The sequence below is a fragment of the Clavibacter vidaverae genome (assembly GCF_047529985.1).
Lineage (GTDB): Bacteria > Actinomycetota > Actinomycetes > Actinomycetales > Microbacteriaceae > Clavibacter > Clavibacter nebraskensis_A.
This window is the reverse complement of record NZ_JBLJAM010000001.1, coordinates 2,368,785-2,390,114: the sequence shown is the minus strand read 5'-3', so window position 1 is coordinate 2,390,114 and position 21,330 is coordinate 2,368,785. Positions and strand designations below refer to the sequence as shown.

Sequence of the window (21,330 nt, the reverse complement as noted above, 5' to 3'; positions counted from 1 at the left end):
TCCGTGCCGCCCGCCGTCGGCTGCTCGTCGGCGGCCGCCGGATCAGGTCAGGCTCGGCGCCTCGAACGGGTAGGCGACGTACGCGAACCGGCGCGCGTCCGGCGCCCAGCTCGTGACGTTGATGGTGCCCTGGCCGCCGGGGAACGCCGCGAGGTCGCGCGTGCGGTGGCTCTGCCGGTCGATGACGCGGAGGATCACGTCGCGGTCGGCCGGGTGCCCGAGCGTGCCGGGCGGGAAGCTCAGGTAGACGATGTGCTCGCCGTCGGGCGACGGGTGCGGGAACCAGTTGACGCGCTCGTCGGATGTGAACTGGTGCGTGTCGGTGCCGTCGGTGCGCATCGTGAACAGCTGCGCGTGGCCCGGCAGGTCCGATCCGCGCTCCGAGTTGAAGTAGAGCCACTCCCCGTCGGGCGAGAACTCGGCGCCGTCGTCGGGGAAGCCGTCGTCGGTGAGCTGCGTGGTGGGGCCGCCGTCGACGGGCACGAGGTGGATGTTGGTGGTCCACTCGCCGCGCGCGTCCACCTGGCCGCCGATGACGCTGAGCGTCGAGCCGTCGGGCGAGACGCCGTGCAGGTAGTTCTTGAAGCGGAGCGCCGGATCCCGGTCGGCCGTGATGCGCCGGCCCTCGCCGCCCGCGCCGTCGTTCCAGAGGACGCTGTAGAGGTGGCCGTCGCGACCCGAGACGTAGACGTGCGCGCCGTCGGGCGACATGACGTGGTCGTTGTTGATGGGCGGGACGCCGCCGAGGTCCACCGCCTGGAAGTCGACAGCCGGCTCGGGGAGGTCCGGGTCCGGCTCCTCGGCCGACGGCGCGGGCAGGCGCCAGAGCCCGCCCTCCGCGTTCACGACGAGCCAGCGGCCGTCGGGCGTCCAGTTCGGCGCCTCGATGTGCAGCACGGCCGACTCGGCGACCATACGCTCGGCGCCCGTCTCCACGTCGACGACGAGGAGACGGGCCAGCTGGCCGTCGCGCAGCGTCACGCGGTGGATCCCGCGGTGCCGTCGGCGGGCGCGGTGCTGGGCGCGTCGTCGCGGTTGTTGGCGAACGCCGAGTCGAACAGGTTGTCGGGCGTCGGCCAGAGGAGGGAGCGCACCTGCGCGAGGGCGTCGGGGGCGCCGTGGAGTCGGTCCATCCCCGCATCCTCCCACTCGACCGACACGGGTCCGTCGTAGCCGATGCTGCGGAGCGCCCGGAACGCGCGCTCGAAGGGCACGTCGCCGTGGCCGACCGAGACGAAGTCCCAGCCGCGGCGCGGGTTGCCCCAGCCGAGGTGGGATCCGAGGCGGCCGCCGCGGCCGTCGGAGGTGCTGACCTTCGTGTCCTTGGCGTGCACGTGGTAGATCCGGTCGGCGAAGTCGAGGAGGAAGTTCACGGGGTCGATGTCCTGCCACATCATGTGGCTCGGGTCCCAGTTGAGGCCGAAGCCGGGGCGGTGCCCGATGGCCTCGAGCGTGCGGCGGGTGGTCCAGTAGTCGTAGGCGATCTCGCTCGGGTGCACCTCGAGCGCGTACCGCACGCCCTCGTCGTCGAACACGTCGATGATCGGGTTCCAGCGGTCGGCGAAGTCCTGGTAGCCGGCGTCGATGACCGACTCGGGCACAGGCGGGAACATGGCGACGTACGGCCAGATGCGGGATCCGGTGAAGCCCGTCACGCGCGTGACCCCGAGGCCCGCGGCCGCCTTCGCCGTGAGCTTGAGCTCCTCGGCGGCGCGCTGGCGCACGCCCTCGGCCTGGCCGTCGCCCCACACCTTGGAGCGGAGGATCGCCTGGTGCCGGAAGTCGATCGGGTCGTCGCACACGGCCTGGCCGGTGAGGTGCTGCGAGAGCGCGTGCACCTGCAGGCCGTGGCGCTCGAGGATCTCGAGGCGGCCTCGGAGGTACGCCGGATCCTCGGCCGCGCGCCACACGTCGAGGTGCTCGGCGGAGCAGGCGATCTCGAGGGCGTCGAACCCCCAGCCGCTCGCGAGCCGCGCCACCTCCTCGAGCGGCAGGTCGGCCCACTGGCCGGTGAAGAGCGCTACGGGGTTGGTGATCTGGGGCATGGTTCCCTCTCGTCGACGGTGACGGGTGACGGTGCGGCGGCCCGGTGACGGCGCGCGGGATCCACGCTACACACCGGGCCGCGCCCGCCCGAGAGTCGGCGTCAGCGAAAGTTCGCCGACTGGGTGCGCTGGTAGCCCGCCAGCGTGATGCCGCCGAGCAGGACCGCCCACGCCGCGAGGATCACGAGCGGGAGGCCCATGACCGCGGCGTCCTGCCGGGCGGCCGCGCCCGTGAGCGTGCTCCACGCGCCCGTCGGCAACAGCACCGTGAGCGACTCCCACGGGGTGCCGCTCGTGTCGCCGCCCGTGAACAGGCCGCCCGCGAACGAGAGCGGGAGGTACACGAGGTTGGCCAGGCCGAGCGCGCCGCGGGCGGGGAACCAGTAGCCCATCGCGAGACCGAGCAGCGCCATCGGCACGGCGCCGGCCAGCACGGCGAGCGCGACGGCGCCGAGCGTCACCCCGTCGACCCGCACGCCGCCCGCGGTGACGCCGACGAGGGTCACCGGGATCACGAAGACCACCCCGAAGACGCACGCGACCGTGAGCTTGGCGGCCAGCCGGATCCACGCGGGCACGGGCGCCGTGAACAGCCACCGCTCCCACGGCGACTCCCGGGCCGACGCGACGCCCACGCCGAACTGGAACGTCACCGTGCCGAGCACCGAGAACAGCACGTAGCCGAGCAGGACGCTGAGGCGCGCGCTCGGCGACCCGCCCTGCGGCAGGCCGACGACCGCGTAGATGAGCACCGGGTAGGCGAGCAGCGGGAGCACGAAGGCGGGCATGCGCGCGTTCTGGGCGAGCTCGCTGACGACGTGGGCGCGGTAGATCGCCAGCCGGCGGTGCGTCGAGGTGGGCGCCGGAGGGGCGGGGTGCGGTGCGGGGTGCGGTGCGGGGTGCGGGACGGCGTGCTGCGCGGCGCTGGTCATCGGCGGGGCTCCTCGGGTGCGGTGGGGGCGGTCGGGCCGGTCGGACCGGGGAGGGTCGGATCGGGGGCGGCGGATCCCGCGCTGCCCGCGAGCACCCGCTCGACGATCTCGCCGAGGCCGGGCTCCGTCACCGTGAGCGCGGGCTCGGCGACGGCGGCGAGCACCAGACCCGCGACGGCGTCGGATCGCTCGGTGTCGATGATCCAGCGCACCCGCTCGCCGGGGAGCGGCTCGGCGACCTGCTCCGGCCGGGCGCCGGACGACAGGAACGCGCGCGCCTCGTGCGGGGTCGCGTCGAAGGCGACGCGGCGGACGCCCGCGAGCCCGCGGAAGTCGGCCGCCGTCCAGTGGCCGACGACACGCCCGTGGTCGAGGCAGACGACGGTGTCGGCGAGCGCCGCGACCTCCTCCATGTCGTGCGAGGCGAGGAGGACGGTGCGCCCGGAGTCGCGGACGGCGGCGATGGCGTCGCGCACGGCCGCCCGGCCGGGGATGTCGAGGGCCGCGGAGGGCTCGTCGAGCACCACCACGGGCGTGCCCGCGCCGACCACGCACGCGAGCGCGACACGGCGCCGCTCGCCGCCGCTGAGCCCGCCGGTCTGGCGCGACGCGAGCCGGTCGAGGTCGAAGCGGTCGATGGCGACGGCCGGGCTCATCGCACCCGCGTGCGGCACCAGCGCGAGCGCCAGCACCTCGCGCACCGTCAGGTACTCGGGGAACGCGAGCGCCTGCGGCATCACCGCGACCAGCGCCGCCGTCGGCCCGCCCCGACGCACGTCGTGGCCGAGCACGCGCGCCCGACCCGCATCCGGCCGGCGGGTGGCGGTGAGCACGTCGATGGCCGTGGTCTTGCCGGATCCGTTCGGCCCGAGCAGCGCGTGCACGAGCCCCGGCGCGAGCGAGAACGACGCGGCGTCGAGGGCGCGCGTGCGGCCGAAGGTGCGCGTGATCCCGTCGAGCTCCACCGCGTCAGTCATGCGACGCCTCCTCCTCGGCGAACCGGCGGGCGCCCGGATCCGCGCCGCCGAACGAGATCGCGTAGAGCGACGACTGCGTCACCCCGTCGAGCCCGAGGACGGCGTCGAGCTCGTGGTCGACGAAGCCGACCCACCCCAGCACCGGCAGCCCCAGCGCGGTCGCGACCAGGAGCGCGTTCTGCCCCACGTGCCCGGCCTCCAGCAGCGTGAGCCGGTAGCCGCGCATCCCGTACTTGCAGCGCGAGCGCTCGAAGCTGCCCGTGATGACGATCGTGACCGCGGCCGTCTCGGGGATCGGCGCCATGAGCGACGGCGCCGCCCGGCGGAAGCGCGCCAGCCGCGACGCCCGCTCGAGGCCGGACACGTCGACGAGCGTCTCCTCCAACGGGTCGAGCTGGTGGATCCCCGGCTCGAGCCCCTCCACCGACCGCGCGACCACGTGCAGGTCGAGCGGGTAGAGCCCGCCGCCCGAGGGCACGTACCGCCCCGGCGTGCCGTCGCCGCGCGGCCCGTACGCGAGCCGCAGCACCGTCGCCAGCTCGGCCAGCTCGACCGGCCGTCCGAGCGTGCGCGGCTCCGCCGAGCGGCGCGCCGCCAGCGTCGTGCCCAGCTCGTGCCGTAGCGGGAGCGCGCGCGGCAGGGGCAGCGCCGGGAGCAGGCGCGGCGCGGAGGTGGCGCCGCCCGGTCCGGCGTCCGTGACGCCCTGCGCCTCCTGCGCCATCTGGTGCGCGTACCGCACGTCGGTCCAGCCGGGGTGCGTGATCCGCGTGATCTTCGACGCCTCGTGGAAGTCCTCCGCGGGGTCGCCCGCCGGCCGGTCGACCGCGCCGCCGACGCTGAAGATCGGCCCCACGCTGCCGAGGGAGCGGGCGGGCGCGGCGGCGGGATCCGTCGGCGCGGGCGGCCCGCTCGGCTCGTCCACCCGGTCGGCGGCGGTCTCGGTCTCGGTCTCGATGGTGCTCATGGGATCCTCCTGGTGCGGCGGGCGCGGGCGTCGGGACGGGCGGTGCCGGCCGTCATGGGAACGGGTGCGGGGTGCGGACGAGGTCGTCCGGCCCGTCGAGCGCGGGCCCGTCGCGCCAGACCCGGTACAGGCGCGGGTGCCCCAGGAACCGCGCGGCGTGCACCACGTCGAGCGCCACGAGATCCGGGCTCAGCGCGCGCACCACGTGGTACCCGGCGGCGCGCACCTCGGGCGCGGTGATGTCCGCGAGCAGCACGTCGATCCCCTCGCGGTCGAGCCCCGCGACCACCTCCGCCCAGCTGGCCGGGCCGCCGACGGCCGTGACGCGCTCGTCCGAGGCGTCGAGCGCGGCCGTGAGCGGGCGCGCCGACGGGCGGCAGTGCAGCCGGATGTGGTCCTCGAACTCGACCACGTCCTCCGGGTCGATCATCGGCTCCGACAGCAGGCGCAGGCACCAGTTGTGCGTGTGCAGCGCCTCGCGGAGCGCGTTGAGGATCGCCCGGTCGAGCCGGAAGTCGGCCGCGCAGCCCACCGCGACCCCGATCCGGTCGCTGCGCATGACCGCGAGCAGCACGGGGACATCGGCCGCCGCATCCAGCACGCGCACGGTGAACGACGCCTCGAACCGCCCGCACAGCTCCTCGAGGCGCTCGAGCTCGCGGAGCGTGGCGTCGGTCAGCCGCGGGCTGCCGCGCCAGTCGAAGGCCGGGGGCCTGGACCCGCGGAGCCACGTGCGCTGGAACGCGTCGCGCTCGATGAGCTCGAGCACGGCGCGGCCGGCGGCGAACCCGAAGTGCGGGCCCGCCGCGACGCCCGACGAGGTCGCGGGCTCGACGTGCGGCTCCTGATGCCCGTCCGCGCGATGCGGGTCGTCGAACACCACGAGCTGCGCGGGCACGTGCACCGCGGCGCCCCGGTGCAGGGAGCGGGCCGGCATCCACGTGAGGAGGTCGCCCTGCGCGGCGCGCTCGTAGTGGAAGGACGGATCCTCGCGCTGCGTCGGGTGGAACCGCTGGAAGGCGTCGGGCCCGACCTGGCGCGCGTCGGCGCCGAGCGGTGCGCGGAAGCCGCCGGGCGCACCCGCCAGGGACATGCGCTCGACCGCCTCGCCGATGCAGGAGCGGCGGGCCTCCAGCCGGGATCCGCCCGGCCCCATGCTGAAGCGCTCGGACGCCGTGCCGGTGAGGAACTCCGTGTCCGCCGAGCGGCCCGAGTAGAGGGCGTCGGGGATGGCGTCGGGCGTGAAGGCCATGGGGTGCGCGTGCTCGACGAGCCCCGTGTACGGGCTGACGACACCCGGGCCGCCGCGGCTCATGCGCGCCACGGCGAGACGATCCCGGCGTAGGGGCGGGGGCCGCACGTGCCGCAGCGGGCGACCCGGAACACGGCGTGCGCCTCCGCCTCCATGACCTTGGGCTCGACGACGAGCACGGTGCTGGCGGCGAGCCAGTCGTGGGCGTGGATCCACCGGGCGGCGTAGCGGGCCGCGAACCCGGCCGTGATGGCGTCGAGGCTCGGGTCGCGCGGCACGACGGCGACCGCGTCGGCCGCCGCGGCGTGATCCGCGGCGAACGGCGTGGTCGACGCCCAGCGCAGCGCGACGCACTCCAGGCACGGCCCCTCGCCAGGCACGACGACCGGCCCGACGAGCTGGAACCGCCCGTCGAACGGGTGCACGGGGAGCCACGCGCGCCCGGCGGCGTGCATGCGCGCGCCCACGTCGCGGAGGACGGACCGGGATCCGGCCGCGATGACCAGGTCGGCGTCGGCCTCGTCGCCGAGCTCGGCCGAGGGCAGGGCCTCCGCGAGGCCCGTGAGGAGCGACGGGATCATGTCGCCCACGAGCGCGACCCGGGCGGGCGTCGCCGGATCGAGGACGGGCCCGAGCGCGGTGCGGTCGCCGCCGTTGCGCCGCGCCTCGTCGAGGACGTGCGCGAGCTCGTCGGGCACGGATCCCGCGGAGCCGTCGGTCGGCGCGCCGACCACGACGTCGCGCAGCACGAGCTCGTCGACCAGGCGGGCCACGGCGTCGGCGTGCGCGGCGAACGCCCGGTCGACGTCGGCGCGGGTGAAGGGACGGGAGAGGAGCTGCGACACCGCGGAGACGGCGTCGCCGGAGGGCAGCTGCAGGGAGACCAGCTCACGACCCCCGAGGAGGTGGAGGGTGTCCTCCACCTCCCCGAGGGCGTAGCGGGGACTCACCGAGTACGTGGTCGACGGGTCCATGCGCGGGCGATCAGCGAGGCTGCTGGTGGCCGCTGCCGCTCGACGAGCACGTCGTGCTGCAGCACAGGGTGACGTCGCCCATCACGAGCTCCTCCTCCGCGCCGCGGTGCGTGATGGTGAAGCCGAAGGCCTCCGCCAGCAGCGCGTCGGACGCGTCGTCGGCTCCGGGTGCGAGCCCGGGTGCGGTGGTGCGCGACGGGGCCGGGGCCGCCGTCTCCATGAGCAGTGACATTGCCGTTCCTTCCTCTGGGTGGGTGGGACGACGCCTTTCTAGCACGATCCTCCATGCCCTGGGCGAAGACGATCTGCCTGTTGACAAGCCGGTCCCCGGGCAGCATGATCCGCCCGCGTCGCGGCCTCCCGCGTCGGATCCGGCGCGTACCCTGGAGCCCGTGACGGACGAGATGCTGGCCTTCCCCTGGGAGGACGACCTCGCCCCCGCGGCCCCCGCGCCGCCTCCTCCCCCGCCGCACCTCACGCGCATCGTCGCCCACTCGTCGGACCGGGTCGCCTGGCTCCGCGCCCGCAGCTTCGGCATCACCGCCACCGACGTGGCCCGGCTCGCGACCGACGCCTCGCTGCAGGCCGTCGCGCTCGAGAAGCTGTACGGATCCGGCTTCGGCGGCAACCGCTACACCGACCACGGGCGGGAGCGCGAGCCCGAGATCGCCCGCTGGGTCGAGGCCGAGCACGGCATCGTCCCGAGCGCGCACCTCTTCCACGCGGAGGGGCAGCGCCGCCACCTCGCGACCCCCGACGGCGTGGGCCTGCGCGCCGACGGCCGCCTCGAGCTCGCCGAGATCAAGACCACCGCGAAGCCGTGGCGGAGCATCCCGCGCAACTACCTGCGGCAGATCTGGTGGCAGCAGTACGTGCTCGGCGCCGAGCGCTCGCTCATCGTCTGGGAGCAGCACGTCGACTTCGTGCCCGTGCACGACATCCCGAAGTGGAAGTGGATCGACCGGGACGAGGCCGAGATCGCCGCGCTCGTGGCGCGTGCGAACGACCTCATCGCGCTCATCGTGCGCATGGCGAACGCGCCGGCGGGAGCCCGCGGCCTGGCCTGAGCGGCGCCGCCGGTCGCAGCCGCGCGTCCGTCAGCGCACGTGCGCGAGACGCACCCGCATCCGCTCCGCCGCGCGCCGCCACGGGCCCGTCGGATCCGCCCCGATCCGCACGCCCGCCACGAGCGCGACCGCTTCCACCACCTGCGCGTGCGTCAGCCCGTCGGTGTCCACGTGGTCGGCGAAGCGCGGCCCCCGCAGTGCCGCGGTCCGCGGGAGCTGCGCGGCCGCCCAGCCGTCGGGCCCCTCGAGCCGCGTGCGCAGGCGGCGCAGCACCGTCGCGTCGGACGCGAGCAGCGTCACGTGCCGCACGTCGTGGCCCGCCTCGCGGAGCGCGCCGAGGATCCGCTCGTGCCGCCCCGCGTCGACGAGCGCCATCGGCACGATCACGTCGCCCGGGTGCCGGGCGAGCACGTCGAGCAGGACCCCCGTGACGGTCGGCTCCCACCACGGCGTGTCCTGGAAGTCGCCGCGGAGCGCGCGCGGCTGCATCCGGTGGATCCCGAAGCCCACCTGCTCCGGGTCCGCCACGACCGATCCGGGCAGCCGCCGTCGAAGCGACGCCGCGGCCTGGGTCTTGCCGACGCCGAACGTCCCGTTGATCCAGATGAGCACCCCGCGAGCCTGCCAGCCGCGGGCTCCCGCCGCATTCTTCTCGCCCGGGGAACACCGCGGAAACACGCCTGACTCACGCGCCGACTTCACTGGAGGAGCGGGGGCGCGGTGGGATCCACCACGTCACCGCGTCCGAGGAGGGGTCGCACGATGAGCCAGGTCATCCAGTCCAGAGCCGGCGTCGCCGCCGAGGCCCAGCGGGATCGCGCGGCCGCGGCCGTCGCGCTCGCGCCGCACGGGGAGACCATGCGCGCGGTCGTGGTCACGGAGACGGGCGGGCCCGACGTGCTGCACGTGGCGGACGTGCCGGTGCCGCGCCGCCAGGACGCGGAGGTGCTCGTGAAGGTCGTCGCCGCGGGCGTCAACCCCATCGACCTCCGGCTCCGCGCGGGCGATCCCGGCGGGCCGACCCTCGGGACCCTGCCCGCGGTGCTCGGCCGCGACTTCAGCGGCGTCGTCGTCGAGTCGCCGTACGAGGACCACGCGCTGCATCCGGGCGACGAGGTGTTCGGCCTCGCCATGGTGCCGCGGATGCCCGGCAGCTACGCCCCCTACATCGCCGTCCCGAGCGTCAGCCTCGCGCGCAAGCCCGCCCGGCTCTCGCACGTCGAGGCCGCCGCGACGCCCGTGAGCGCGCTCACGGCCTGGGGCATGGTGGTGGACATCGGCCGGGCCCACGAGGGCCAGGTCGTGCTGGTGCACGCGGGGGCGGGCGGCGTCGGCCACTTCGCCGTGCAGTTCGCCAAGCACTTCGGGGCCCGCGTGATCGCCACGGGCTCACCGCGCAACGTCGACTGGCTCGCGGAGCTCGGCGCCGACGAGGTCATCGACCGCACGCAGGCGCGCTTCGAGGACGTGCTCGCCGACGTCGACGTCGTGATCGACCTGGTCGGCAACTGCACCGACGACACCGGCACCCGCTCGCTCCAGGTGCTCCGCCCGGGCGGCCTCCTGGTGAGCTCGCCCACGCGCGGCTGGCCGACCCTCGTGCAGGATGCCGCCGCCGCGGGCGTGCGCGCCACGCACTACGAGGTGGCACCCGAGGGCCAGACGCTCGCCGTGATCTCGCGGCTGCTCGAGTCGGGCGACATCCGGGTCTACGTCGACGAGGTCTTCGACCTGGAGGACGCGGCCGCGGCGCACCGCCACATGGAGAGCGGCCACGCGCGCGGCAAGGTCGTGCTCAACGTGGCCCGGGGCTGACGGACGGGCGGGCGCTCAGCCCTCCGCGGTCGGCGCGAGCGGCCGCTCCATCACGTGGTCCGTCTCGACGGCGTCCGCGAGCCGGAACGACCGCGTCCCCACGATGCGGAACCCGCTGCGCGCGTAGAACCGGATCGCGCGCGCGTTGTATTCGTTGACGCCCAGCCAGATCCCCGCGTCCGCGTCCCGGCCCCGCTCCCCCGCCAGGTCGCGCGCGATCCGCAGCGTCTCCGCCATGAGCGGCCGCGCGACCCCGACGCCGTGCGATCCCGCCTCCACGTACACCTTGCTCAGCTCGATGACCGGCCGCAGACGCAGGGCGCCCGCCACGTCCGGATCCGCCGGCGGCGCCGCGACGACCATCGTGTAGCCGACCGCGCGCCCGTCGACCTCCGCGATCACGACGCGGTGGGAGGGATCCGCGAGGTGCGCCCGGAAGCGCGCCGGCGACAGGACCGTGTCGATGTGCTCCGCGATCGCCTCGGCCGTCGTGGTCGGCGGGCACGCGAGCGCGAAGGTGCGGGCGGCGAGGGCGGCCACCTCGTCGGCGTCGGCGGGCGTCGCGACGCGGAAGGACGCGACGGCGGGATCCGGGATGCTCACCCTCCGAGCCTAGGCAGCCGCACGCCCCGGATACGACGGAAGGGCCCGCCGAGGCGGGCCCTTCCTGTGCTGCTGGTCGTGCGTGCGCTTCCGCGCGATGGGGCTAGATGGAGTTGACGTCCACCGGGATGCCGGGGCCGAAGGTCGTGGAGACCGTGGCCTTCTGCACGTAGCGGCCCTTGGAGGAGGACGGCTTGAGGCGGACGATCTCCTCGAGCGCGGCGCCGACGTTCTCGGAGAGCTGCTCGGGCGAGAAGCTCGCCTTGCCGACCACGAAGTGGACGTTGGCGTGCTTGTCGACGCGGAACTCGATCTTGCCGCCCTTGATGTCGGACACCGCGCGCGCGACGTCCGGGGTGACCGTTCCGGTCTTGGGGTTGGGCATGAGGCCACGCGGTCCGAGGACCTTTCCGAGGCGTCCCACCTTGCCCATGAGCTCGGGCGTCGAGACGGCGGAATCGAACGACGTGTAGCCGCCCGCCACCTTCTCGATGAGCTCGTCGCCGCCGACCTCGTCGGCTCCGGCGGCGATGGCCGCCTCGGCCGCGGGGCCCGTCGCGAAGACGATGACGCGGGCGGTCTTGCCGGTACCGTGAGGAAGGATGACGGTGCCGCGGACCATCTGGTCTGCCTTGCGGGGGTCGACGCCGAGCTTGAGCGCGACCTCGACGGTGCTGTCGAACTTGCTGGATCCGGTCTCGCGCGCGAGCTCGACGGCCTCCGAGGCGGTGTACGCCTTCGTCAGGTCGATCTTCTCGGCTGCGGCCCGGTAGGCCTTTGACTTCGCCATTCGTGTCTCCTGTTTCGAGAGTGCGGTGGATGTGAGCCTGGCTGGCTCTCCCGCGTGATGCTGGAGCGGATCCCGATCGGGACCCGCGGGTGGTGGAGGCTAGGCCTCGACCGTGATGCCCATGGAGCGGGCGGTGCCGGCGATGATCTTCGCCGCGGCGTCGATGTCGTTGGCGTTGAGGTCGGCCTGCTTCTGCTCGGCGATCTCGCGGACCTGGTCCATCGTGAGCTTCGCGACCTTGACCGTGTGCGGCGTGCCCGAGCCCTTGGCGACTCCGGCGGCCTTCTTGATGAGCTCCGCGGCCGGGGGCGTCTTGAGGATGAACGTGAACGTCCGGTCCTCGTAGACGGTGATCTCGACGGGGATGACGTTCCCGCGCTGAGCCTCGGTCTGGGCGTTGTACGCCTTGCAGAACTCCATGATGTTGACGCCGTGCTGTCCCAGCGCCGGCCCGATGGGCGGTGCGGGGTTGGCGGCGCCGGCCTTGATCTGCAGCTTGATCAGACCCGTGACCTTCTTCTTCGGTGCCATTTCTCTTCCTTCTTCTTGATTGCTAGATCGAGCGGGCCGCGCGGCCCGACCGCCTAGAGCTTGGTGACCTGGTCGAAGCTGAGCTCGACCGGGGTCTCGCGCTCGAACAGGGAGACGAGGACCGTGAGCTTGCCGCTCTCGGGCTTGATCTCGCTGATGGAGCCGGGGAGGCCCGCGAACGAGCCCTCCTTGATCGTGATGGTCTCGCCGATCTCGAAGTCGACCTCGGCGGCGACGACGCGCTGCGCCTGGCCGCCCTTGGTGGGCTGGCCCTTGACCTGCGCCACCTCCTTGATCTCGACGAGGCTCTTCAGCATGGAGAAGGCCTCCTCGAAGCGGAGGGGCGTGGGGTTGTGGGCGTTGCCCACGAAGCCCGTGACGCCGGGGGTGTGGCGGACGACCGACCAGCTGTCCTCGTTGAGGCTCATGCGCACCAGCACGTAGCCGGGGATGCGCACGCGGTTGACCATCTTGCGCTGGCCGTTCTTGATCTCGACGACGTCCTCCATCGGGACCTCGATCTGGTAGATGTCGTCCTCCATGTTGAGCGACACCATGCGGTTCTCGATGTTGCTCTTCACGCGGCGCTCGAAGCCCGCGTAGGAGTGGATGACGTACCACTTGCCCGGCTTGGAGCGGAGCTCCTTGCGGAAGTCCTCGTAGGGGTCGACGTCGGAGTCGTCCTCGGCGGACGCGTCCTCGTCGGGCACCAGGTCGGCCTCGGCGAGGGCGATGTCCTCGGCGCTGGCGGGCGCGACGTCGGCGGGCTCGAGCGCCTCCTCGGCTGCCTCCTCCTCGGCCTCGTCGTCGGTCGCCTCGACGGCGGCCTCGGCCTCGTCGGGCGAGTCGATGTCGAGGGCGTCCTCGACGATGGCGTCGGCCTCGGGGTCCTCGACGGACTCCATCGCGTCGAGCGCGGCGGTCAGGTCGGTCTCGACCGAGTCGCCCTCGACGTGCAGGGCGGTGTGCTCCGCCGCGTCCGAGCTCTCCTCGGAGGACTCGATGGCGTGGCCCTCCTGGACCTCGTCCACCTCGGAGGACTGCTCCGCCGCGGGGGCGAGGTCGACGTCGTCGCGCTTGCTCTCAGCCAATGGATCTACTTCCCTCGTTCTTCGTCGTGCGTTGCCGTGTGCGTGCCGTGCTGCTCCCGGGCCCGGGTGGCGCGGCCGCGGGACCCGTGGGGATCCGCCGCGCTCGGCCGCCCGTGCTCCGCGACGCCCGGGACCCGTGGATCCCGTGCGCAGCCCGCCGTCCGGCCCGTGCCGCCCCCGGTGGGGGCCCTGGTGCTAGGCGCCGTTGCCGAACACCACGATGGCGAGGTACCCGAACAGCTGGTCGAGCAGCGAGACGATCACCATCATGACGATGACGAAGGCCAGCACCACTCCCGTGAACGTGAGCAGCTCCTTGCGGGTGGGCGTGACCACCTTCTTGAGCTCCTGCACGACCTGCTTGATGAAGAGCACCAGCCGGGCGAAGGGGTTGCGTCGTGCGTCCCGCTGCTCGCGAGCGTGCGCGACGATCTCCTCGCTCGGCTCGTCGACGATCTTCCGCGCCACGCGTGGGTCCCTTCCTGCATTGCTCGGCTGCGCCCGGAGCTCGGGCCAGCCGCGATGTCACGCGCCCGGGGACCCGTTCCATCTAGCAGGGCGGACAGGACTCGAACCTGCAACCTGCGGTTTTGGAGACCGCTGCTCTACCAATTGAGCCACCACCCTCTGCGTCGGCGCCCGCCTGCCCCTGCGCCCCACGACCGTGCGAGCACGGACGGAAGAAGGCGCGGAAGAGCATGGCGGAGATACCGACCCGGACGAGTGTACCAGCATCCGCGCCCGCCCGGTCGGGCCGGTCGCGGACGCCTCCCGCGGACCCGCGTGGCGCCCGGCGCGGATCCCTATGCTCGGGGCATGGCCGAACCGCAGAGCACCGTCCCCCTCAGCCGCGTCTCCACCCGCATCGGATCCATCGCCGAGTCCGCGACCCTCAAGGTCGACGGCAAGGCCAAGGCCCTGCAGGCCGCCGGACGCCCCGTCATCAGCTTCGCCGCGGGCGAGCCCGACTTCCCGACGCCCGACTACGTGGTCGAGGCCGCGGTCGAGGCGGCGCGCGATCCCCGCAACCACCGCTACACCGCGGCCGCCGGCCTCCCCGACCTCCGCGAGGCGATCGCCGAGAAGACGCGCACGTCCTCGGGCCTCGACGTGGGGATCGACCGGATCATCGTCACCAACGGCGGCAAGCAGGCCGTCTACCAGGCGTTCCAGACGCTGCTCGACCAGGGCGACGAGGTCCTCGTGCCGACGCCGTACTGGACCACCTACCCCGAGGCCATCCGCCTGGCGGGCGGCGTGCCCGTCGACGTCTTCGCGGGCGCCGACCAGGGCTACCTCGTCACCGTCGAGCAGCTCGAGGCCGCGTGGACGCCGCGCACCAAGGTGCTCCTGTTCGTCTCGCCCTCGAACCCCACGGGCGCCGTCTACTCGCGGGAGCAGACCCGCGAGATCGGCGAGTGGGCGGACTCGAAGGGCCTCTGGGTCATCAGCGACGAGATCTACCAGGACCTCGTCTACGACGGCGCCGAGGCGGCGAGCATCGTCGACGTGGTGCCGGCGCTGGCCGACCGCACGATCCTCGTCAACGGCGTCGCCAAGACGTACGCGATGACCGGCTGGCGCGTGGGATGGATGGTCGGCCCGGCCGACGCCATCAAGGCCGCGGGCAACCTGCAGTCGCACCTCTCCTCCAACGTCTCCAACGTCTCGCAGCGCGCGGCCATCGCGGCGCTGCGCGGACCGCGCGACACCGTCGACCGGATGCGCGAGGCGTTCGACCGCCGCCGCCGCACGATCGTCGCCGAGCTCGACGCCATCCCCGGCTTCGTCACGCCCACGCCGCAGGGCGCGTTCTACGTCTACCCCGACGTGACCGGGCTCTTCGGCCGCGACATCGACGGCGTCACGCCGACCACCTCGCTCGAGGTCGCCGACGTGCTGCTCGAGAAGGCGGAGATCGCCGCGGTCCCCGGCGAGGCGTTCGGCCCGAGCGGATTCCTGCGCTTCAGCTACGCCCTGGGCGACGAGGCGCTGCTCGAGGGCGTGCGCCGGATCCGCGACCTGCTGGCCTGATCCGCCGCCCGGCCCGTGCGGGCCGGCCCGCCCCTAGAGGGACAGGCCGACCAGCACGGGCTCGGGCTGCAGGATCACGCCGTGCTCGCTCATCACGCGGCCCTGCACGTAGCGCGCGAGGGCGGCGACGTCCTCGGCCGTGGCGGTGCCGCGGTTCGTGAGCGCGAGCGTGTGCTTGGAGGAGACGGCCGCGCCGGACCCCGGCAGCCGGAACCCGCGGTGCACCCCCGAGTGCTCGATGAGCCACGCGGCGCTGAGCTTCACGCCCGCGGGCTCGCGGCGGCGGCGCGCGGCGGCCTCCCGCTCGATCGCGTCGGCGACCTCCCACGCGTCGCCGAGCGGCACGACGAGGTCCTGCGGCGGATCCTCCTGCGGCCAGCGCGGGGCGTCGGCCGGCAGCGTGCGGGCGAACGCGGCGCTGACGATGGGGTTGGTGAAGAACGACCCGGCGCTCCAGGTGTCGGGATCCGCGTCGTCGAGCACCATGCCCTTGGACCCGCGGAGGGCGAGCACCGTCTCGCGCACGCGGGCCACCGGCACGCGGTCGCCGAGCTCCACGCCGAGCGCGCCCGCGAGCTGCGGGTACGCCACGGGGAGGCCGAGCGCCTCGGGCCCCTCGCCGCGGGTGAGCGCGAAGTCGACCGACAGCACGACGCCGACGCGGCCGCGCTTGAGCGACGACGTGCGGTAGCCGAGGCCGAGGTCCGCGGCGCCGAGGCGCTCCACCGCCCCCGTCTCGTAGTCCAGGAAGTCGACGCCCTCGAGGACGTCGGCGACCTCCTGGCCGTACGCGCCGATGTTCTGCACGGGCGAGGCGCCGGTGGATCCGGGGATTCCCGACAGCGCCTCCAGCCCCGCAAGCCCGTCGACCACGGTGCGCGCGACGAGCGCGTCCCACGGCTCGCCCGCCTGCACGCGCACGAGCACGGTGCCGTCGGGGCGCTCCTCGCCGACCTCGACGCCGCGGGTCGCGATGCGGACGACGGTGCCCTCGACGCCCTCGTCGGAGATGAGGGAGTTGGATCCGCCGCCCAGGACCATCCAGTCCTCGCCCACGGCCCAGAGGCCGAGGAGGGTGTCGACGAGCTCGTCGCGCTCGCTCACGGTCACGAGCTCCTCGGCCGGACCGCCGACGCGCAGCGTGGTGAGGTCGGCGAGCGGGGCGTCGCGGTGGGTCTCGATCGTCACGGGGGCCCTACGCCAGCCGGACCTGCGCCTGGGCGCGGCCGAGGACCGTCTTGCCGTCGACGGACACGGCGACGTCGATGCGGACGGTGCCGGCCTCCGCGTCGATCGCGCCGACCTTGGCGACGATCGCGAGGTCCTGGCCGTCCGCGGGATCCACGACCACGGGCCGCGTGAACCGCACGCCGTAGGACACGATGCGCGACGGATCCCCCGCCCAGTCGGCGACGGGCTGCACGGCCTGGCCCATGGTGAGCATGCCGTGGGCGAGCACGCCCGGCAGCCCGACCGACGTGGCCACGTCGTCGCGGTAGTGGATGGGGTTGAAGTCGCCGGACGCGCCCGCGTAGCGGACGAGGGAGTCGCGGGTGAGGTGCACGGAGCGCTCGGCGACGACGTCGCCCACGGCGAGGTCGGCCAGCACGGGCACGGGTGCGGCGCTCACGCGTCGTCCCCGCGGACCACGAGGGTGGAGACGGCCGTGACGACGTGCGCGCCGGACGCGTCGACCATCGCGGACTCGGCCGTCACCATCGCGTTGCCGCCGAGCGAGGCGACCTTCGTGACGGTGAGGGTCGCGGTGAGCTCGTCGCCCGCGACCACGGGCCGCGAGTAGGTGAAGGCCTGCTCGCCGTGGACGACGCGGCTGAAGTCGATGCCGGCGTCGGGCTCGGCGAGCAGCTGCGCGAGCGTCGCCTCCTGCACGACCACGGGGAACGTGCTCGGCGCGACCACGTCGGCGTGGCCCGCGGCGCGCGCGGCCTCGGGGTCGAGGTGGACGGGGTGGGTGGCGCCGACGGCGCGGGCGAACTCGCGCACCTTCTCGCGTCCCACCAGGTACGGGGCGGCGGCGGGGAGCACGCGGCCCTGGATCTCTGGATTCACTGGCACCGGTCGATCCTACGCGGCGGGCCGGATGCTCCTCCCGGGCACGCGAGAGCCCCGGCGCGGGTCCCCCGGGTACGCGAGAGCCCCGGCGCGGGTCCTCCCGGGTACGCGAGAGCCCCGGCCCCCACTTCTCGTGGGGACCGGGGCCCGGGTCGCGATGCCGCTCGTGCGGCGTCAGCTGCCTACTGGCAGGAGTCGCACTGCAGGAGCTCCATGGGGTCGACGGGGATCGCGTAGCCGCCGACGGTGTCGTTGTTGTCGTAGTCCATGGGTGCCTCCCGTTGTGTCGTGTCGGGAGCCGCCGGTGCGGCTCCTCAGGTCTCGTGGCTCTCGCCCCGATGGCCTCCGGATCCGCGTCTTCGCGAGGATCCGGTGTGCTCGGCCACCCGGTGGGGCGGTGAGGTTCTCCACTATATAACCCGAACTACAGACCTGTCATTCCACTACATCTAGTGTTTCGGCGTGTCGCGGCGCCTTCCGCGTCGTCATGCGGATCCGGCCGCGGGACCGGTCGCGCGGCCCCGCGACGGGCGGGCGTGTCGCGCCGCGCGGGGCGCCGGGCGAGGCCCCTCCGGACGCGCGGAGGGCCGCCGCGATCGCGTCGCGGCGGCCCTCGTGCGCTCGGTGCGCGGGATGCGGATCAGGCGCCGCCCTCGCGCGCCTCCTTCTCCTCCTCGGACTCGCTGGCGGTGTAGTCGCCGCCGGCGGGCGCCTCGCGGCGCTCCTCGTCGTGCGCGTCGGGGACGGGGTTGCCCTGGGTCTTGTAGAGCACGTCGTCGTGCTCGGCGCCCGAGGCGTGGTCGTGGTCGGTGGGGTCCGTGGACTCGTGGTGGGTCATGCCGGGAGGCTACGCCGCCGGAGGGGCCGCCGACAGGGCGCGGGCCGCGGGAGGACACGCGGCGGCCGGCCGAGGGGCAGGGCCGAGAGGGCACGGCCTCGAGGGCAGAGGAAAGGCCCCGGAACCTGGCGAGAGGTGTCCGGGGCCTATCGAGGAGGACGGACCCGAGAGGATCCGCGCTTCCGTAGCGGGAGCGGGACTTGAACCCGCGACACCACGATTATGAGCCGTGTGCTCTAACCACCTGAGCTACCCCGCCATGACCCTCGACGCCGGCCGCGGCCAGCTGAGGGATCGAGCCCCCAGTGAGGATTGAACTCACTACCTCTTCCTTACCAAGGAAGTGCTCTACCAATGAGCTATGGGGGCGTGCTCGGGCGCGTCGGAGACGCGCTGGAACCATACGACGATAGCAGGTCCGGGACCGCCCGCGAGACGCGTGACGGCCCCGGACCGGGGCACGGCCGGAGGGCGCGGGTCAGACGGCGGAGAGGTCGCGGATCTCGTCGGCCGTGAGCTCGAGCTCCACGGAGGCGAGGAGGTCCGGCAGCTGCGTGAGGTCGCGCGCGCTCGCGATGGGCGCGGTGACGGACGGCTGGGCCCGGAGCCAGGCGAGCGACACCGTCGTGACGGAGACGCCGTGCGCCTCGGCGACCCGGTCGAGGACGTCGAGGAGGGCGCGGCCGTGGTCGTCGTAGTACTTCGAGGCCGCTCCGGCGCGGGGGCTGTCGACCTCGGCGCCGCGGTACTTGCCCGTGAGGAAGCCGCTGGCGAGGCTCGAGTACGGGGCGGAGGCGATGCCCTCGCGGATCAGCAGGTCGGCGAGCTCGCCCTCGTAGGCGTCGCGCGCCACGAGGTTGTAGCGGTTCTGGAGCACCTCGAAGCGGGCGATCCCCTCGCGGGCCGAGACGTCGAGCGCGGCCTGCAGGCGCTCGGCCGTGAAGTTGGAGGCGCCGATCGCGCGGACCTTGCCCTCGGCGACCAGCTCGGCGAGCGCGGTGACGGTCTCCTCGATCGGGGTCTCCTGGTCGTCGACGTGCGCGTAGTAGAGGTCGATCGCGTCGACGCCCAGACGGCGGAGGCTGGCCTCGACGCCGCGGCGGACGCTGTCGCGCGACGTGCCCTTCGCGGCGTCGTGCGCGCCGACCTTGGTCGCGATGACGAGGCCGTCGGGGCGCCCGCGCGAGGCGAGCCAGCGGCCGATGATCTCCTCGGACTCGCCGCCGGAGTTGCCGGGCTTCCACGCGGAGTAGACGTCGGCGGTGTCGACGAAGTTGCCGCCGGCCTCGACGTACGCGTCGAGGAGCTGGAAGGAGGTGGCCTCGTCGGCGGTCCAGCCGAAGACGTTGCCGCCGAAGGACAGGGGGAACACGTCCAGGCCGCTGGATCCGAGGGGCACGCGTGCGGGGTTCGTCATTGGTGATCTCCTTCGTCCGGTGATGACGGCGGTGGCCGCCCCAGGGTGAAGCCGCCGCGGGCGTCCGCCTATTCCGGTCCCTCCCCCGCGTCGGGACCGCTCCCTGCCCGTCGCCTAGGCTCGACGCATGACTCCGGCATCCCCCACAGCCCCCGCCCCGGCTGCCCGGGACGACATCCTGACCCGCCCCGACGGCGACGACGCGCACGGCACCGGATCCGAGTGGTGGCGCACCGCCGTGATCTACCAGATCTACCCCCGCTCGTTCGCCGACTCGGACGGCGACGGCATCGGCGACCTCCCCGGCATCACCGAGCGGCTCCCCGCGCTCCGCGAGCTCGGGGTCGACGCCGTGTGGCTCTCCCCCTTCTTCCTCTCCCCGCAGAACGACGCGGGCTACGACGTCGCCGACTACTGCGACGTGGATCCGCTGTTCGGCACCCTCGACGACTTCGACCGGATGCAGCGCCGCGCGCACGAGCTCGGCCTCCGCGTGATCGTCGACATCGTCCCCAACCACACGTCCTCCGCGCACCGCTGGTTCCAGGAGGCCGTCGCCTCCCCCGCCGGCAGCGAGGAGCGCGCCCGCTACATGTTCCGCGACGGGAAGGGCGCCGACGGCGAGCTCCCGCCGAACAACTGGGAGTCGATCTTCGGCGGCCCGGCCTGGTCGCGCCTCACCGAGCCCGACGGCACGCCCGGCCAGTGGTACCTGCACCTGTTCGACTCCTCGCAGCCCGACCTCGACTGGACGAACCCGTGGGTGCGCGAGCGCTTCCGCGAGATCCTGCGCTTCTGGCTCGACCGCGGCGTCGACGGCTTCCGCGTCGACGTCGCGCACGGCATGGTCAAGGCGCCCGGCCTCCCCGACTACACGCCGCCCGAGGGCCAGGGCAGCATGGGCGGCGCCGGCGGCGTGGACGACCAGCCCGCTCCCCCGCCGCCGTACTTCGCGCAGGAGGGCGTGCACGAGATCTACCGCGAGTGGCGCGAGATCTTCGACTCGTACGACGGCGACCGCGCCATGGTCGCCGAGGCGTGGGTCGAGCCGCTCGCCAAGCTCGCCGACTGGGTCCGCCCGGACGAGATGCACCAGGCCTTCAACTTCAGCTACCTCGAGACGCCGTGGGACGCGGCCGCGCTCCGCCGCACGATCGACGCGTCGCTCGCGACGTTCTCCTCCGTGGGCGCGCCGAGCACGTGGGTGCTCTCGAACCACGATGTCGTGCGGCACGCGAGCCGCCTGGCGCTCTCGGGCGAGAACCCGCAGGGCGTCGGCATCGGGCCGAGGTCGACCGTGACGGTGGACGAGGAGCTCGGCGTCCGCCGGGCCCGCGCCGCCAGCGCGCTCATGCTGGCGCTGCCCGGCAGCGCGTACATCTACCAGGGCGAGGAGCTCGGGCTGCCCGAGGACACCCGCCTGCCCGACGAGGCGCGCCAGGATCCCACGTTCCACCGCACCGCGGGCGAGCGCTACGGGCGCGACGGCTGCCGCGTGCCGATCCCGTGGGAGGCCGGGAAGCCGTCGTACGGCTTCAGCGACGGCGACGCCAGCTGGCTGCCGCAGCCTGACGACTGGGACCGGTTCGCGCGCGACACCGAGCAGGCGGATCCCGCGTCCACCCTCTCGCTCTACACGGAGGCGCTGCTGCTGCGCCGCGAGCACGGGCTCGCGCTGGGCGACCTCGCGTGGATGACCGCGGAAGGCGACGACGTCATCGCGTTCGAGAGCGCGGGGCTGACGGTCATCGCGAACCTCGGCGCCGCGTCCGTGCCGCTGCCCGAGGGCCGCGTGCTGCTCGCGAGCAGCCCGCTCGACGGCGACGCCGTGCCGTCGGACACGACCGTGTGGATGGTCCGCGACTAGCCGGGTCCCGCCGGACGCGACGACGCCCCCTCGCCTTCGGGCGAGGGGGCGTCGTCGTGC

The 21,330-nt window shown here is 73.9% G+C and carries 23 protein-coding genes and 3 tRNA genes; 4 read left to right on the top strand and 22 right to left on the bottom strand.

Features of this window, described 5'->3' with window-relative positions:
* Window positions 1–42: 42 nt before the first annotated feature.
* The 8 genes from ACMT9T_RS11475 to ACMT9T_RS11440 all read right to left on the bottom strand — a co-directional run bounded on the left by ACMT9T_RS11475 (window position 43) and on the right by ACMT9T_RS11440 (window position 7,376).
* The gene (locus tag ACMT9T_RS11475; RefSeq protein ID WP_414745651.1) at window positions 43–981 is read right to left on the bottom strand and encodes a TolB-like translocation protein; all 939 of its coding nucleotides are present in this window, start codon (window positions 979–981) and stop codon (window positions 43–45) included.
* Window positions 978–2,045, bottom strand: a complete 1,068-nt coding sequence (locus tag ACMT9T_RS11470; protein WP_414745650.1) for a sugar phosphate isomerase/epimerase family protein — start codon at window positions 2,043–2,045, stop codon at window positions 978–980. The genes ACMT9T_RS11475 and ACMT9T_RS11470 overlap by 4 nt, the downstream gene beginning before the upstream one ends.
* A 101-nt stretch (window positions 2,046–2,146) precedes the next feature.
* Window positions 2,147–2,977 (bottom strand): ABC transporter permease, encoded by an 831-nt coding sequence (locus tag ACMT9T_RS11465; protein WP_414745649.1) that lies wholly within the window; start codon window positions 2,975–2,977, stop codon window positions 2,147–2,149.
* Window positions 2,974–3,954 carry an ABC transporter ATP-binding protein gene (locus ACMT9T_RS11460; protein ID WP_414745648.1) on the bottom strand — a complete coding sequence of 327 codons (981 nt, stop codon included), beginning with the start codon at window positions 3,952–3,954 and terminating at the stop codon, window positions 2,974–2,976. Before ACMT9T_RS11460 ends, ACMT9T_RS11465 begins: the two co-directional genes overlap by 4 nt.
* The gene (locus ACMT9T_RS11455; RefSeq protein ID WP_414745647.1) at window positions 3,947–4,918 is read right to left on the bottom strand and encodes a SagB/ThcOx family dehydrogenase; all 972 of its coding nucleotides are present in this window, start codon (window positions 4,916–4,918) and stop codon (window positions 3,947–3,949) included. The genes ACMT9T_RS11460 and ACMT9T_RS11455 overlap by 8 nt, the downstream gene beginning before the upstream one ends.
* A gap of 52 nt (window positions 4,919–4,970) precedes the next feature.
* A complete protein-coding gene (locus ACMT9T_RS11450) occupies window positions 4,971–6,233 on the bottom strand; it encodes a YcaO-like family protein (RefSeq protein WP_414745885.1) in 1,263 nt (420 codons plus the stop codon).
* Window positions 6,230–7,144 carry a TOMM precursor leader peptide-binding protein gene (locus ACMT9T_RS11445; protein WP_414745646.1) on the bottom strand — a complete coding sequence of 305 codons (915 nt, stop codon included), beginning with the start codon at window positions 7,142–7,144 and terminating at the stop codon, window positions 6,230–6,232. The genes ACMT9T_RS11450 and ACMT9T_RS11445 overlap by 4 nt, the downstream gene beginning before the upstream one ends.
* A gap of 10 nt (window positions 7,145–7,154) precedes the next feature.
* On the bottom strand, window positions 7,155–7,376 hold the full coding sequence (locus ACMT9T_RS11440; RefSeq protein ID WP_086527481.1) for a hypothetical protein: 222 nt from the start codon (window positions 7,374–7,376) through the stop codon (window positions 7,155–7,157).
* Window positions 7,377–7,548: 172 nt separating this feature from the next.
* Between ACMT9T_RS11440 and ACMT9T_RS11435 the strand changes: the two genes are divergently transcribed.
* Window positions 7,549–8,211, top strand: coding sequence for a YqaJ viral recombinase family protein (locus tag ACMT9T_RS11435; RefSeq protein WP_012039466.1), 663 nt, complete (start codon window positions 7,549–7,551; stop codon window positions 8,209–8,211).
* A 30-nt stretch (window positions 8,212–8,241) separates the two neighbouring features.
* Here the strand turns inward: ACMT9T_RS11435 and ACMT9T_RS11430 are convergent, their stop codons facing one another.
* On the bottom strand, window positions 8,242–8,823 hold the full coding sequence (locus ACMT9T_RS11430) for an AAA family ATPase (RefSeq protein ID WP_414745645.1): 582 nt from the start codon (window positions 8,821–8,823) through the stop codon (window positions 8,242–8,244).
* Window positions 8,824–9,069: 246 nt separating this feature from the next.
* Here ACMT9T_RS11430 and ACMT9T_RS11425 point away from each other — a divergent pair, with 246 nt between their 5' ends.
* On the top strand, window positions 9,070–10,026 hold the full coding sequence (locus tag ACMT9T_RS11425; protein WP_414745884.1) for an NADP-dependent oxidoreductase: 957 nt from the start codon (window positions 9,070–9,072) through the stop codon (window positions 10,024–10,026).
* Window positions 10,027–10,041: 15 nt separating this feature from the next.
* Here the strand turns inward: ACMT9T_RS11425 and ACMT9T_RS11420 are convergent, their stop codons facing one another.
* The 6 genes from ACMT9T_RS11420 to ACMT9T_RS11395 all read right to left on the bottom strand — a co-directional run bounded on the left by ACMT9T_RS11420 (window position 10,042) and on the right by ACMT9T_RS11395 (window position 13,668).
* Entirely contained in the window at window positions 10,042–10,629 is a 588-nt protein-coding gene (locus ACMT9T_RS11420; RefSeq protein ID WP_414745644.1) for a GNAT family N-acetyltransferase, read from the bottom strand.
* Window positions 10,630–10,732: 103 nt separating this feature from the next.
* Window positions 10,733–11,419, bottom strand: a complete 687-nt coding sequence (gene rplA / locus ACMT9T_RS11415) for a 50S ribosomal protein L1 (RefSeq protein WP_012299879.1) — start codon at window positions 11,417–11,419, stop codon at window positions 10,733–10,735.
* Between the two features lie 99 nt (window positions 11,420–11,518).
* Complete coding sequence (gene rplK / locus ACMT9T_RS11410) at window positions 11,519–11,950, bottom strand: 50S ribosomal protein L11 (RefSeq protein ID WP_012039476.1); 432 nt, start codon at window positions 11,948–11,950, stop codon at window positions 11,519–11,521.
* A 53-nt stretch (window positions 11,951–12,003) separates the two neighbouring features.
* Window positions 12,004–13,041, bottom strand: coding sequence for a transcription termination/antitermination protein NusG (gene nusG, locus ACMT9T_RS11405; RefSeq protein ID WP_414745643.1), 1,038 nt, complete (start codon window positions 13,039–13,041; stop codon window positions 12,004–12,006).
* A gap of 195 nt (window positions 13,042–13,236) precedes the next feature.
* Window positions 13,237–13,509 carry a preprotein translocase subunit SecE gene (gene secE / locus ACMT9T_RS11400; protein ID WP_053775399.1) on the bottom strand — a complete coding sequence of 91 codons (273 nt, stop codon included), beginning with the start codon at window positions 13,507–13,509 and terminating at the stop codon, window positions 13,237–13,239.
* Window positions 13,510–13,595: 86 nt separating this feature from the next.
* A tRNA-Trp gene (locus ACMT9T_RS11395) sits at window positions 13,596–13,668 on the bottom strand.
* A gap of 189 nt (window positions 13,669–13,857) precedes the next feature.
* On the opposite strand from ACMT9T_RS11395, the gene ACMT9T_RS11390 reads away from it, so the two are divergent.
* Window positions 13,858–15,075 carry a pyridoxal phosphate-dependent aminotransferase gene (locus ACMT9T_RS11390; RefSeq protein WP_414745642.1) on the top strand — a complete coding sequence of 406 codons (1,218 nt, stop codon included), beginning with the start codon at window positions 13,858–13,860 and terminating at the stop codon, window positions 15,073–15,075.
* Between the two features lie 33 nt (window positions 15,076–15,108).
* Here the strand turns inward: ACMT9T_RS11390 and ACMT9T_RS11385 are convergent, their stop codons facing one another.
* From ACMT9T_RS11385 to ACMT9T_RS11355, 7 genes are all read right to left on the bottom strand, one after another.
* Window positions 15,109–16,263 (bottom strand): UDP-N-acetylmuramate dehydrogenase, encoded by a 1,155-nt coding sequence (locus ACMT9T_RS11385; RefSeq protein ID WP_414745641.1) that lies wholly within the window; start codon window positions 16,261–16,263, stop codon window positions 15,109–15,111.
* Between the two features lie 7 nt (window positions 16,264–16,270).
* Entirely contained in the window at window positions 16,271–16,705 is a 435-nt protein-coding gene (locus ACMT9T_RS11380) for a MaoC/PaaZ C-terminal domain-containing protein (protein ID WP_414745640.1), read from the bottom strand.
* Window positions 16,702–17,151: an FAS1-like dehydratase domain-containing protein gene (locus ACMT9T_RS11375; RefSeq protein WP_414745639.1), complete on the bottom strand. Its 450-nt coding sequence runs from the start codon at window positions 17,149–17,151 to the stop codon at window positions 16,702–16,704. The genes ACMT9T_RS11380 and ACMT9T_RS11375 overlap by 4 nt, the downstream gene beginning before the upstream one ends.
* Before the next feature lie 637 nt (window positions 17,152–17,788).
* On the bottom strand, window positions 17,789–17,986 hold the full coding sequence (locus ACMT9T_RS11370) for a hypothetical protein (protein ID WP_414745638.1): 198 nt from the start codon (window positions 17,984–17,986) through the stop codon (window positions 17,789–17,791).
* Window positions 17,987–18,171: 185 nt separating this feature from the next.
* A tRNA-Met gene (locus ACMT9T_RS11365) sits at window positions 18,172–18,245 on the bottom strand.
* A 38-nt stretch (window positions 18,246–18,283) separates the two neighbouring features.
* Window positions 18,284–18,355, bottom strand: a tRNA-Thr gene (locus tag ACMT9T_RS11360).
* A 109-nt stretch (window positions 18,356–18,464) separates the two neighbouring features.
* A complete protein-coding gene (locus tag ACMT9T_RS11355; RefSeq protein ID WP_414745637.1) occupies window positions 18,465–19,403 on the bottom strand; it encodes an aldo/keto reductase in 939 nt (312 codons plus the stop codon).
* Between the two features lie 127 nt (window positions 19,404–19,530).
* Between ACMT9T_RS11355 and ACMT9T_RS11350 the strand changes: the two genes are divergently transcribed.
* Window positions 19,531–21,270, top strand: a complete 1,740-nt coding sequence (locus ACMT9T_RS11350) for a glycoside hydrolase family 13 protein (RefSeq protein ID WP_414745636.1) — start codon at window positions 19,531–19,533, stop codon at window positions 21,268–21,270.
* Window positions 21,271–21,330 lie beyond the last annotated feature (60 nt).

Coding starts and splice junctions, on each gene's coding strand:
- ACMT9T_RS11470 (WP_414745650.1), bottom strand. CDS start 2,045: ATGCCCCAGATCACCAACCCCGTAGCGCTCTTCACCGGCCAGTGGGCC.
- ACMT9T_RS11465 (WP_414745649.1), bottom strand. CDS start 2,977: ATGACCAGCGCCGCGCAGCACGCCGTCCCGCACCCCGCACCGCACCCC.
- ACMT9T_RS11460 (WP_414745648.1), bottom strand. CDS start 3,954: ATGACTGACGCGGTGGAGCTCGACGGGATCACGCGCACCTTCGGCCGC.
- ACMT9T_RS11455 (WP_414745647.1), bottom strand. CDS start 4,918: ATGAGCACCATCGAGACCGAGACCGAGACCGCCGCCGACCGGGTGGAC.
- ACMT9T_RS11450 (WP_414745885.1), bottom strand. CDS start 6,233: ATGAGCCGCGGCGGCCCGGGTGTCGTCAGCCCGTACACGGGGCTCGTC.
- ACMT9T_RS11445 (WP_414745646.1), bottom strand. CDS start 7,144: ATGGACCCGTCGACCACGTACTCGGTGAGTCCCCGCTACGCCCTCGGG.
- ACMT9T_RS11440 (WP_086527481.1), bottom strand. CDS start 7,376: ATGTCACTGCTCATGGAGACGGCGGCCCCGGCCCCGTCGCGCACCACC.
- ACMT9T_RS11435 (WP_012039466.1), top strand. CDS start 7,549: ATGCTGGCCTTCCCCTGGGAGGACGACCTCGCCCCCGCGGCCCCCGCG.
- ACMT9T_RS11425 (WP_414745884.1), top strand. CDS start 9,070: ATGCGCGCGGTCGTGGTCACGGAGACGGGCGGGCCCGACGTGCTGCAC.
- rplA (WP_012299879.1), bottom strand. CDS start 11,419: ATGGCGAAGTCAAAGGCCTACCGGGCCGCAGCCGAGAAGATCGACCTG.
- rplK (WP_012039476.1), bottom strand. CDS start 11,950: ATGGCACCGAAGAAGAAGGTCACGGGTCTGATCAAGCTGCAGATCAAG.
- ACMT9T_RS11390 (WP_414745642.1), top strand. CDS start 13,858: ATGGCCGAACCGCAGAGCACCGTCCCCCTCAGCCGCGTCTCCACCCGC.
- ACMT9T_RS11370 (WP_414745638.1), bottom strand. CDS start 17,986: ATGACCCACCACGAGTCCACGGACCCCACCGACCACGACCACGCCTCG.
- ACMT9T_RS11355 (WP_414745637.1), bottom strand. CDS start 19,403: ATGACGAACCCCGCACGCGTGCCCCTCGGATCCAGCGGCCTGGACGTG.
- ACMT9T_RS11350 (WP_414745636.1), top strand. CDS start 19,531: ATGACTCCGGCATCCCCCACAGCCCCCGCCCCGGCTGCCCGGGACGAC.